At 68.4% G+C, this 11,641-nt stretch carries 10 protein-coding genes; 4 read left to right on the top strand and 6 right to left on the bottom strand.

The annotated features are described in order from the left end of the window. Nucleotides 1-140 precede the first annotated feature (140 nt). From E0497_RS01150 to E0497_RS01135, 4 genes are all read left to right on the top strand, one after another. Nucleotides 141-542: a GntR family transcriptional regulator gene (locus E0497_RS01150; RefSeq protein ID WP_137722936.1), complete on the top strand. Its 402-nt coding sequence runs from the start codon at nucleotides 141-143 to the stop codon at nucleotides 540-542. Next, nucleotides 539-1,408 carry an ABC transporter ATP-binding protein gene (locus tag E0497_RS01145; RefSeq protein ID WP_137722935.1) on the top strand — a complete coding sequence of 290 codons (870 nt, stop codon included), beginning with the start codon at nucleotides 539-541 and terminating at the stop codon, nucleotides 1,406-1,408. The genes E0497_RS01150 and E0497_RS01145 overlap by 4 nt, the downstream gene beginning before the upstream one ends. After that, the gene (locus E0497_RS01140) at nucleotides 1,405-2,457 is read left to right on the top strand and encodes an ABC transporter permease (protein WP_137722934.1); all 1,053 of its coding nucleotides are present in this window, start codon (nucleotides 1,405-1,407) and stop codon (nucleotides 2,455-2,457) included. The genes E0497_RS01145 and E0497_RS01140 overlap by 4 nt, the downstream gene beginning before the upstream one ends. A 231-nt stretch (nucleotides 2,458-2,688) precedes the next feature. Next, nucleotides 2,689-4,218, top strand: a complete 1,530-nt coding sequence (locus tag E0497_RS01135; protein ID WP_137722933.1) for an MFS transporter — start codon at nucleotides 2,689-2,691, stop codon at nucleotides 4,216-4,218. A 22-nt stretch (nucleotides 4,219-4,240) separates the two neighbouring features. Here E0497_RS01135 and E0497_RS01130 read toward each other — a convergent pair whose 3' ends face one another. The 6 genes from E0497_RS01130 to E0497_RS01105 form a co-directional block, all read right to left on the bottom strand. After that, nucleotides 4,241-6,493, bottom strand: a complete 2,253-nt coding sequence (locus E0497_RS01130; protein WP_277751657.1) for a transglycosylase domain-containing protein — start codon at nucleotides 6,491-6,493, stop codon at nucleotides 4,241-4,243. A 239-nt stretch (nucleotides 6,494-6,732) separates the two neighbouring features. Beyond that, nucleotides 6,733-6,924, bottom strand: a complete 192-nt coding sequence (locus E0497_RS20530; protein WP_137722932.1) for a hypothetical protein — start codon at nucleotides 6,922-6,924, stop codon at nucleotides 6,733-6,735. Between the two features lie 14 nt (nucleotides 6,925-6,938). Then, on the bottom strand, nucleotides 6,939-7,925 hold the full coding sequence (locus tag E0497_RS01120) for a carbohydrate ABC transporter permease (RefSeq protein ID WP_137722931.1): 987 nt from the start codon (nucleotides 7,923-7,925) through the stop codon (nucleotides 6,939-6,941). Next, nucleotides 7,925-9,016, bottom strand: coding sequence for a carbohydrate ABC transporter permease (locus E0497_RS01115; protein WP_170312825.1), 1,092 nt, complete (start codon nucleotides 9,014-9,016; stop codon nucleotides 7,925-7,927). The genes E0497_RS01120 and E0497_RS01115 overlap by 1 nt, the downstream gene beginning before the upstream one ends. A 35-nt stretch (nucleotides 9,017-9,051) precedes the next feature. Next, the gene (locus E0497_RS01110; protein WP_137722930.1) at nucleotides 9,052-10,335 is read right to left on the bottom strand and encodes an ABC transporter substrate-binding protein; all 1,284 of its coding nucleotides are present in this window, start codon (nucleotides 10,333-10,335) and stop codon (nucleotides 9,052-9,054) included. 145 nt (nucleotides 10,336-10,480) lie between these two features. Further along, nucleotides 10,481-11,563 (bottom strand): ABC transporter ATP-binding protein, encoded by a 1,083-nt coding sequence (locus tag E0497_RS01105; protein ID WP_137722929.1) that lies wholly within the window; start codon nucleotides 11,561-11,563, stop codon nucleotides 10,481-10,483. Nucleotides 11,564-11,641: the final 78 nt, after the last annotated feature.

The following is an 11,641-nucleotide window of genomic DNA, read 5'->3' as shown; positions in this document are numbered from 1 at the left end:
CACCGGCATTTTCGCACCGGGTATCGGCGTGACCCGGCATTTGACCCGACACGCGCAGAACCTCTCGAACAGGTTGACATCCGGCATCCGTTCCCTGCAACCTCTATTCCACTAATGTTGTAGTGGAATGGAGGTTCGGTGTGGTCGAGTTCCACATCAACCGGAGATCCGGGATCCCGGCCTACGTCCAGTTGGTGCTCCAGGTGAAGCAGGCGCTGCGTCTCGGCGACCTGGAACCGGGCGACCGCCTGCCCACCGCGAAGGACGTGGTGACGGCATGCACCGTCAACCCGAACACCGTGCTCAAGGCGTACCGGGAACTCGAGAACGACGGGCTCGTCGAAGCGCGGCCCGGGCTGGGCACCTTCGTCACCCAATCCCTGCGCAAACCCGGCATGGCGGAACGGCAGGCACTGCAGGACGAACTGACCGCCTGGGCGCGGCACGCCGCGGCCGCGGGCCTCGACCGCTCCGACCTCGAGGCCCTCGTGATCGCGGCCCTCGACAGCGAATTCGGCGAAGACACGGGAGAAACGAAATGAGCGAGACAGGCAGCAGGACAACCGTGGCCCTGTCGGTGCGCGACGTCCACAAGCGGTTCCGCCGCACCGACGCCCTGCGCGGCTGCAGCTTCGACGTACAGCGCGGCAGCATCACCGCCCTCGTCGGCGCGAACGGCGCCGGCAAGTCCACCCTCATGTCGATCGCGGTGGGGCTGCTCGAACCCGACGCCGGTGAGGTGACGATCCTCGGCCGGCGACCCGGCCGTCGCGGCATCGCCCCCGGTCTCGCGTACGTCGCGCAGCACAAGCCGCTCTACCGCGCGTTCACCGTCGCCGACCTCCTGTTGTTCGGGGAGAAGTCGAACACACAGTGGGACAACGTATATGCGAGCCGACTGATCGCCGACGCCGGGATAGACCCGTCGGCACGGGTGAAGACGCTCTCGCCCGGACACCGGACGCGGGTCGCCCTGGCCCTCGCACTCGGACGCCGCCCCGACGTGCTGCTGCTCGACGAGCCACTCGCCGAACTCGACCCGCTCGCACGGCGTTCCGTCGTCCGCACCCTCATGGAGGACGCCGCCGACCGCGGCACCACCGTCGTGCTGTCGTCCCACGTGCTGTCCGAGGTGTCCGAGATCGCCGACCGGATCGTCATCCTCGGCTCCGGACGCACCCGGCTCACCGGCGCCCTCGACGACATCGTCGACGAGCACTACCTGCTCACCGGCCCCGGCGACCCGCGGGACGTCGTCGCCGACGGCACCGTCGTCGACACCCACCGCAGCACCCACCTCGTCCGCGGACCCCGCCCCACCGAGCCCGCCGGATGGCGCATCGAACCCGCGAACCTCGACGACATCGTCCTCGCCTACCTGACCGACACCGCCGAGGAGGCAGCATGATCTGGACGACCTGGCGGCAGTACCGGACGACGATCCTCACCGCCGTCGGCACGATTCTCGCGCCGGCGGTGGTGGCCGCACTCTCCGGAATCGTCGTGCGCCCGAAGTCGAACCAGAGTTTCGAGAACGCCTTCGGGTGCACACCTACGCGCGGCGTCGGGTGTTGGGCCGAAACCAGTCTCACCCTGATCACACTGTTGACGCTGGCGCTGCCGGTCCTCGTCGGCGCCCTCGTCGGCGTCACCGTGTTCTCCCGCGACATCGAACGCGGCACCCACGTGCTGGGGTTGACACAGTCCGTCAGCCGCATGCGGTGGTACTGGACGCGAATCCCGGTGGTGTTCGCGCCGATCGTGGTCGCGATGACCATTCTCGGGGCCGTGCTCGAGTGGACGCGTGGCCGATCCGGCGGGAACTACTCCTACGTTTCCCAGGTCCTGTTCAACGGTCACTCGCAGTTGTCGTATCCGATGTTCCAGTCCACCGGGCTGATCGCCGGCGCGTACACGATCCTCGGCCTCGCCGTCGGCAGTTGCCTCGCCCTGCTGCTGCGGAACACGCTGGGCGCCATGGTGATCACTCTGATCGCGACGACCGCAGTACTCGTCGGATTCCAACTCGGGGCGCGGCCGCACTATGCGACGCCGAGAGTGGAGGTGCAGGCGCTCGGATCCAACCCCTACGGAGCGCAGTACACCTCGGACAACGAAGCCAAGTGGACGATCGGTTCGGCCTACGTGGACGCGAACGGCCGCGACGTGGACTTCGACTACTCGAGCTGCACTCACGTGTGGAACAACCCCGAGTGGGAACAGCGACCCGACGAGACCGGTGCCGAGTACGAAGAGCGCAGAGATGTCGTCCAGGCCACCACGAACCGCGAATTCGCTACCTGCCAACGCGCCCAGGGCATCGACCGTTTCGAGGTCCGTTACCACCCGGACAGCCTGTTGCGCCGTTTCCAGGTGATCGAGGTGCTGTTGGCGTCGACGCTGTCGGCGCTGCTGTTGATTCCGTCGCTGTGGGCGGTACGCCGGCTGCGGCCCTGACCCGGACCTGCGACGGGCGAAGCGTCACATTTACGACGCTTCGCCCGTCGCCGTCTCGAAACATCCTATCCGTGAGGATGTTTCGGCACTCGGGGCAGCAAGTCGGGCGGGTTCCCGAACATCCCACTGAACGGACATGTGACTGGCGTCACTGCGTTCGCATCAGTGTCATGTGAGAACTCGAACTCACTCGAGCTCACCCCCGTTTGGGTGTCCGAAAGGATGACACGGATGGCCTTCACTCCGACCGACGGCGCGACGCCGTCGCACACCGCCCCACAGGGCGGCTGGAATCTCCGGCTCGCGCTCTCGCTGGCCGCGATCGTGCTCCTGCTCGAACTGCTCGCCGTCAGTTACATCATGATCTCGACGGCCCTCCCGGCGATCGCCACGCACTACCAGACCACGCAGGGCGCCTGGCTGTTGACGGCGTTCCTGCTGGTCGGCGCCATGTGTGCCCCGTTGATCGGCAAGCTCGCCGACATGTACGGCAAGCGGAAGATGCTGCTGGCGTGCGTCGCGATCTCCCTCGTCGGATCGCTGGTCTCCGCGGTCGCCACGTCGTACGCGGTGATGATCGTCGGCCGCTGCCTGGCCGGCCTGATGGTGCCGACCCTGTTCCTGAGCTACTCGCTGATCCGCGACGTCTTCCCGGCGAAGACGGTGCCGCTCGCCGTCAGTATCGCCACCAGCGGCATGGGCCTGATCGCGATCCCGGCACCGTTCCTCACCGGCTGGCTGCTCGACGACTACGGTTTCCGCGCCATCTTCTGGTTCTTCGTGGTGTGCCTCGTCGTGCTCGGTGGCCTCATCCAGCTGACCACCCCCGAATCGAACGTTCGACTACGGTCCCGTATCGACCTCGTCGGCGCGGTCCTGCTCGGCGCCGGTATCGCCGGTGTCCTCATCTCCCTGAGTTTCGGCCCGTCGTGGGGGTGGACGAACGGCGGCACCCTCGCATTCCTGGCCGGCGGTATCGCACTCCTGGCCGGCTGGCTCGTGTCGGCCCGCACGATCACCGAACCGCTGATCGACCTGAACATGCTCGGCAAGCGCCCGGTGCTGCTCACCACGATCAGCTCGGGTGTGGTCTACGGGTCGTCCGGCCTGTTCACGATCCTGCTGCCGATGATGGTGATGACCCCGGCGGTCCTGGGCCTGGGGTACGGATTCGGTGTCGACGCCGAGGGTTTCGCGCTGTACCAGCTGCCGGTCGGCGGCGCCGTCGTCCTCGGTGGGCTGCTCGTCGGCACCCTCGTCGGCCGGGGGACCCGTCCCCGCACGACGCTGGTGACCGGACTGCTCCTCAACGCCGTCGCGTTCGCGCTGATCGCCCAGACCCACGACACCACGGCGATCATCCTGATCATCTGCGCGATCTTCGGTTTCGGCATGGGCATGGGCTACGCGTCGATCCCCAACCTGCTGATCGAGGCCGTGCCGCCGCAGCTGCAGGCCAGCTCCGCGTCCATGGTGGGGGTGGCGCAGTCGGTGTTCCCGGCCGTGCTGCCCGTCGTCGCGTTCGCGATCATGAACAACTCGCACATCGTGACGTTCCCGGCCGAGATGCAGGCGCAGCTGCAGGGTGCCGTGTTCTACGCCGAGAGCGGCTACCAGATCGCGTTCTGGATCGGCGCGATCGTCGCCCTCGTCGGTGCCGTGGTGGCATTCCTGTTGCCGCGCAACATCGAACAGATCGCGGTGCCGACGTCGGCCACGCGAGTCGACGCGGGCGGCGACGAACTGGTCGCCGCGGGCTGATCGGCTGCCGGGTGAGCCGCCGTCACCGCGGCAGCGGGATGGTGATGCCCGGGAGGATCTCGATCCCCGGCGCCGGAGCGGGGACCGGCGCCGGGGGTGGGGGCGCCGGTGCCTGCTGTTGCGGCACCGGCGCATTCCACTGTGGTTGCTGCTGCTGTTGCAGCGGCTGGGCTTGCTGCGGAACGGGATTCGCCTGGACGGGGGCCGGTGGCACCGTCGGCGGGGGTGCCGACCACTCCGGTTCCTCCGCGTACGTCTGCGCCGGCCGCTGCCGGGTCGGGGCCGGTTCACTGTACTGCTGCTGCGTGTACTGCTGTCCGCCACCGGAGGACTCGGCGGCGGACGACCGGGTGGCCGGCGGGTTCGAGGCGGGGCTGCCCTGCGGGGACGAGAACTGTTCGTTCGTGGTGCCGGCGAGTGCGCCGTCCATCGTCTCCTTCCAGATGTCCGACGGCAGACCGGATCCGTAGATCAGTCCGCCCCAACTGTTCTCGATGGCCTTCCCGTCTGCGGTACCCACCCACACCGCGGTCGACAGCGACGGCGTGTACCCGACCATCCACGCATCCTTGTTCTCCCCGGTGTCGCCGAGCTGCGCGGTACCGGTCTTCGACGCCGACGCCCGCCCCCCTGCGAGCCCGTGCCCGCGCGAATAGTCGGCGATCGGGGTCATCGCGCGGGTGACGGTGTCCGCGATCGCCGGGTCGATCCGCTTCTCGCCCTCGGACGGCTGCCGGTCGAGCAGCACCCGGCCGTCCGCGTCGACCACCTTCTGCACGAAGTACGGCGGATGGAACGTCCCCGACGCCGCGAGCGTCCCGTACGCGGACGCCATGTCGATCGGCCGGGTCTGATACTGGCCCAACACGATTCCGGTTTCCGGGGCTCCGCCGTCCTGGGTGAGGGTGTCGTGGTCGAGGCCCGGGACCTGCTGCGGGATCCCGGCCTGGTGGGCGGCGTCGGCGATCTTCTGCGCCCCGTCCTCCATCGACAGCGTCAACCGGTAGTAGCTGGTGTTGAGCGACCGTTTGAGTGCCTCGGCGAGGCTGCACGTCCCGCACGTCTCGCCCTCGACGTTCCGGATCGTCAGATCGCCGACCGTCAACGGTCCGCTGTCGAACGGCGTCGACAACGGAATCTCGTTCTCCAACGCGGCCACCGCCCCGAACACCTTGAACGACGACCCCGTCTGCAACCCGGCCTGCGCGAAGTCGTAGCCGGCGCCCTCCGTCCCGCCGTAGTAGGCGCGTACCGCCCCCGACCGGGGGTCGACCGACACCACCGCGGTGCGCAGGTCGTCGGGCTGGCTGCCCAGAGTGCGTCGGACCGCGTTCGCGGCCGCCTGCTGGGCCTTCGCGTCGATCGTGGTGGTGATCTGCAGGCCTCCCGTGTTCAGGTCGCGTTCGCTGACCCCGGACGCCTGCAACTCCCGCACCACCTGCGTGCGGATCAGCCCCTCCGGGCCGGGTGCGACATCGGCCGGTGCCGTCGGCAGCACGTCAGGGAACGCGATACCGGCGCGTTCGGACGCCGCCAGCACCCCCATCTCGACCATGCCGTCGAGCACGTAGTTCCAACGCGCCGTGAGCGCGTCCCGGTTCGTGTCCGGGTCCAGCGCGGTCGGGGACTGGACGACGGCGGCCAGCACCGCCCCCTCCGGGAGGGTGAGCTGGTCGACGTGTTCACCGAAGAACGCGTGCGACGCGGCCGCGATACCGTACGCGCCGCGTCCGAAGTAGATGGTGTTGAGGTAGGCGGCCAGGATCTCGTCCTTGGACCACTGCCGCGCCATCTTCGCCGACACCACCAGTTCGCGGGCCTTGCGGATCACGGTGCGGTCGGTGCCGACGAGCGCGTTCTTCACGTACTGCTGGGTGATCGTCGACCCGCCGCCGGCGCTCTCGCGGCCCGTCAGATTGTCGCGGGCGGCGCGCGCGAACCCCGAGATCGAATATCCCGGATTGGAGTAGAACTCGCGGTCCTCCGCCGACAGCACCGCGTTCCGGACATAGCCGGGCACGTCGTCGAGCGGCACCTCCGTCCGGTTGCCCTCGGGTGGGATCACCTTCGCGACCACCGTCGAACCGTCGGACGCAAGGATCGTCGCCACCTGGTTGGGGCGCATCTCCTCGGGGTTCGGGACGTCGGCGAGCACATAGGCGGCGCCGAGCAGGATGATCGGCACGATCACGACGAGCGCGAGGGCACGCAGAATGCGACGGCGTCGTCGGTGCTGTGGGGGTTTTTCGGGTGTCGCGCTGCTCGTGGAGTTCACGTAGGCAACTTCCGGTCCGCAATCGGTGACCCGCCCGGTGTCGGTCGGATCCGGTCGTCACCCGATCGTGGCACTCCGCGCCGCTGTCGGCACGCCGTTCACCCCAGATCCGCCCCAGATCCGGGGACGGACGGGACGTACCCGACGCCCACTCCTCGCGTTGTGCGCACTTGGCGCGCGGCCGCCGCGGCGTGGCGTCGCGCCAAGTGCGCGAAACGCGGGGGGAGAGGGGGTCCCGCCTACAGCCGCCGATGCGCGACGAGCACCCCACCGAGTGCCAGGACACAGCCCAGCAGCACGAGGGACGCCGTCGCCGACGGTTCGCCGCGCACGATCGGCACGACCGCCGCGAGGAACGCCATCGCGGTGAAGAACCCGACGATCCCGATGAGCATTTCGAGGGACTGGCGGCCCCGCTGTGGTCTAGACACGGTCGGCCACCATGTCAGCTTTTCACGCCGCCCGCGGTCAGACCCGAGACGATGCGCCGCTGGAACAGCAGCACCATGATCACCAGGGGGATGGTGACGATCGTGCCGGCTGCCATGATCGCCGCGTACGGCTGCTCCCACGAGTTCGCGCCCGCGAACCGGGCGATCGCGACGGTGACCGGTTCGGTGCTCTCCGTCGACAGCAGGCTCGCCAGCATGAACTCGTTCCAGGTGGCGATGAACGCGAGGATCGCCGTGGTGAACAGGGCGGGCGCCGCCAGCGGCAGGATCACCAGCCGGAACGCCTGGAAGCGGGAGGCGCCGTCGATGCGGGCGGCCTCCTCGAGTTCCCACGGCAGATCCGACAGGAACGAGGTGAGCGTGTAGATCGTCAACGGCAGCACGAACGAGATGTTCGGGATGATCAGCGCCTGGTACTGGCCGATCCAGCCGAAGTCGCCGAACAACTGGAACAGCGGCGTCATCAGCGCGACCGTCGGGAACATCGACGCACCCAAAATGATGCCGGTGACGACGAACTTGCCGCGGAACTCGATGCGGGCCAGCGCGTACGCGGCGAACACGCCGAGCAGCAGGCCGACGGCCGTCGTCACCACACCGATGATCAGGCTGTTGACGATGGCGCCGAGGAAGTCGTTGCCCTTGTCGGTGGACAGGGCGGCCCGGAAGTTGTCGAGCGTCACGTACGTCGGCCAGGGGGTGGTGTCGAAGGTGTGGTCGACGCTCCGGAACGCGGTGACGACCATCCAGTAGAACGGTGCCAGACCCCAGATCAGGATGATCGCGACACCCAGGTAGGTGCGGGCGGCCTTGCCGCGGTCGGTGCGCCGGCGGGGCACCGTGACCGGTTCCGGGGCAGGCGGTGGGGGAGTGCGGACCGCGGTCGCGGTCGGCACCGACGACGTCGGCGTCACCGTGTGCGTGTCGTCGGACGCCTCGGCTGGCGCGTCGAGGTCGTCGGGTTTGCGGTGGCGTCCCATCAGTGGTCGGCTCCCTTCCGCTGCTCGTCCTGGGTGCGGACCGCGTTGGCGCCGAGGAACTTCACCATCACGAACGCGACCGCGAAGATCAGCAGGAAGATGAGGGTGGACAGCGCGGACGCGCTCTGGAAGTTGCCCTGCCGGATGTCGGCCATCACCAGGATCGACAGTGTCGTGTTCGGGGTGGCGCCGGAGGTACCGGACAGGATCGCGGGCAGGTCGTACATGCGCAGCACGTCGAGGGTACGGAACAGGACCGCGACCATCAGGGCCGGTTTGACCAGCGGCAGCGTGATCTTCGTGAACCGCTGCCATGCGCTCGCCCCGTCGACCTTCGCGGCCTCGTAGACGTCGTTCGGGATCATCTGCAGGCCGGCGAGGATGAGCAGCGCCATGAACGGCGTCGTCTTCCACACGTCGGCGATGATGACCGCGAACCGCGACGCCCACGGGTCGGTGGTCCAGGCTATGGACGTGCCCATCAGCCGGTTGGCGATGCCGTTCTCGGCGAAGATGAAGAACCACAGTTTCGCGGTGACCGCGGTGGGGATGGCCCACGGGATGAGCACACTCGCCCGCAGCAGGGACCGGCCCCAGAACGTCTTGCCCATGACGGTGGCCATCCACAGGCCGAGGAGGACCTCGACGGCGACGGTGACGACCGCGAAGAACAGGGTCACCCACAGCGCCGGCCAGAAGTCGTGGGCGAGGGTGCCGGGCGGGCACGTGGCCGCACCGGCGCCGCAGTCCTGCACGAGCCACTGCAGGTAGTGCTTGAACCCGGCGAACCCGCCCTCGGTGAACCGGCCGGTGGCCGGGTCGATGCCCTTGTTCGCCTGGAACGACAGGTACACCGCACGGATCACCGGGTACACGATGACGACGGCCAGGATCGCCATCGTCGGCGCGATCAGCCAGATCGGACGGAAGTCCCGCTTCGTGTGCGGGGTGATCGTCGTCGGTTCGTCGTCGTGACCCGTCCGCGTGGTGCCGGGGCCGGGCCCGGACACGCGACCGCCGTGGTCGGGGTCGTCGACCCCGACCACGGCGCGGGCCTCGTCTGCTCGCCGCAGCTCAGCAGAGTCAGCCATCGTGCGTTACCTGATCTCTCGTGTTGCTCGGCGGCTTACTTGGCCGCGTTGGTGATCGCCGCGGCCATGTCGCTGGTCGCTTGATCGACGGTGACCTTGCCGTTCAGGGCAGCGCTGGCGTTGTCCTGGACGGCCTTGGAGATCGCCGTGTAGTACGGGGTGACCGGGCGCGGCTGCGCGTTCTCGAGCGCCGACTTCAGTGCCGGCAGGTACGGGTACTTCGCGATCAGGGCCGCATCGTCGTACACCGACTTGAGGACCGGCGGGAACGACGCGTCCGCGAACGACATCTGATTCTCCTCGTTCTGGACGAACGCGATGAAGTCACGCGCGGTCGCCTTGTTCTTGGAGAAGACGTTGATGCCGTTGTTGTAGCCGCCGAGGGTGGAGGCGCCGGGGCCGTTCGGTCCGACGATCGCCGCGACACCGACCTTGCCCTGCACCTTGGAGCCGGTCTTCTCCGCGTTGTCCCACATGTACGGCCAGTTGTAGGCGTACGCGGACTCGCCGCCGACGAACGCGAGGTTCGTCTCCTCCTCGGTGAAGCCGGTGGAGCGCTTCGCGATCACACCGGACTGGTAGGCGTCGACCATCGCCTGCACGCCCGCCTTCGCCTCCGGCGACGTGACCTCGGGGGTCTTGCCGTCGGCGCCGACGACCGCGCCGCCCCACGAGTTGATGAACTGCGTGGTGGCCACGGTCAGGCCCTCGTACTGCTTGAGCTGCGTGACGACGCAGTCCGGCACCGTCTTGACCTGCTCGGTGGCGCAGCTGTCGGTGAGCGCCTTCCAGTCGGCGGGCGCCTGCGGCACCAGGTCGGTGCGGTAGTACAGCAGCTGCGCGTTGGTGTTCTGCGGGGCCGCGTACAGGGTGCCACGGTAGGTCGCGGAGTCGACGGTGGCCGGCAGCAGCGGCGCGGTGTCGATCGCCAGACCACCCTCGAGCGGCTGCAGCCAGCCGTTCGCGGCGAAGCCCGCGGTCCACACCACGTCGAGCGCCATCACGTCGTAGTCGGCGTTGCCGGCCTGCAGCGACTGCTCGAGCTTGTTGCGCTGGTCGTCGGCCTCACCCGGGAGCTCCTTGAGGGAGACCTGCTCGTTGGGGTGCGTGGCGTTCCACTTGGCGATCACCGGCTGCAGCTTGTCGGTGTCGGTCTTGCCCATCGCGAAGGAGATCGCGCCGCGGCCGTCGAGGTTCTGCTTGACGGCGTCGGCCGTGTTGCCGCCGCCCCCGTTGTCGCTCGAGCAGCCGGCGAGCGCGAGCAGTGCGACGGCCGAGGCCGCGACCGCCACCCGCGAACGCGTAGTGAAAGAACGCATGGTCCACCTTTCCGATAGACGATTCGGCGGCGATGCCGGATGCCACGAGACGTGGCTGACACCGGGCCGAGGCATATGTCGCCGTTTACTCTGGCACGAACGGCGACTGATTTCGGTCATTACACCCGGACTGGATCGGTCAGGGTCATCCGAGCCGACGACCGTCGGTGACGGAGAACAGGTGCACGGACGCCGGATCGACGTGCAGGGTGATCCGGTCACCGCGCTGTGGGGGCGTGCGCCAGTCGACGCGGGCGACCAGCGGGTGTTCACCGGGGCCGCCCAGCGAGGTGCGGCCGTAGACGAAGGCGTCGGCACCGAGTTCCTCGACGACGTCGACGTCCATCGGGATGCCCTCGCCGTTGGGAGCCGGATCGAGATGCTCGGGGCGGATACCGAGGACGACCTGCCGTTCCGGGATCTCCGCGATGGTTTCACGGGAAACATGGACGATCGTCTCGCCGAGGACGACGCCGGCGTCGGTGACCGGCAGCGTCAGCATGTTCATCGACGGCGACCCCATGAATCCGGCGACGAACTGGTTGGCGGGGCGGGCGTACAGTTCGCGCGGCGGCGCGCACTGCTGCAGGACACCGTCCTTGAGCACCGCGACCCGATCCCCCATCGTCATGGCCTCCACCTGGTCGTGGGTGACGTAGACGGTGGTGGTACCGAGACGGCGCTGCAGCTGCGCGATCTGGGTGCGGGTCTGCACGCGCAGCTTCGCGTCCAGGTTGGACAGCGGCTCGTCCATGAGGAACACCTGCGGGCTGCGGACGATCGCCCGGCCCATCGCCACCCGCTGCCGCTGACCGCCCGAGAGCGCCTTGGGCTTGCGGTCCAGGTACGGCTCGAGGTCGAGCATCTTCGCCGCCTCCAGCACGCGGCGACGGATCTCGTCCTTCGGGGTCTTCGCGAGTGTGAGCGCGAAACCCATGTTCTCGGCCACCGACATGTGCGGGTAGAGGGCGTAGTTCTGGAACACCATCGCGATGTCCCGGTCCTTGGGTTCCTGTCCGGTGACGTCCCGGTCGCCGATGAGGATGCGTCCGTCGTACACCTCCTCGAGGCCCGCGAGCATCCGCAGCGACGTGGACTTGCCGCAGCCCGACGGGCCGACGAGAACGAGGAACTCGCCGTCCTCGATGTGCAGATCCAGCTTGTCGACCGCGGGGGTCGCCGCGCCCGGGAACAGGCACGTGGTCTTGTCGAACGTCACCGAAGCCATGGGTGATGCGGTCCCTTCACCGGCAGGAACGTGCCGGACGATCCGAGTAAGGGTGGGCGGGCGGAGAGTAGCGCCTGG

Source organism: Prescottella subtropica (assembly GCF_005434945.1).
GTDB classification, from domain to species: domain Bacteria; phylum Actinomycetota; class Actinomycetes; order Mycobacteriales; family Mycobacteriaceae; genus Prescottella; species Prescottella subtropica.
The sequence above is the reverse complement of the archived record's forward strand: the minus strand, read 5'-3'. Positions and strand labels throughout refer to the sequence as shown.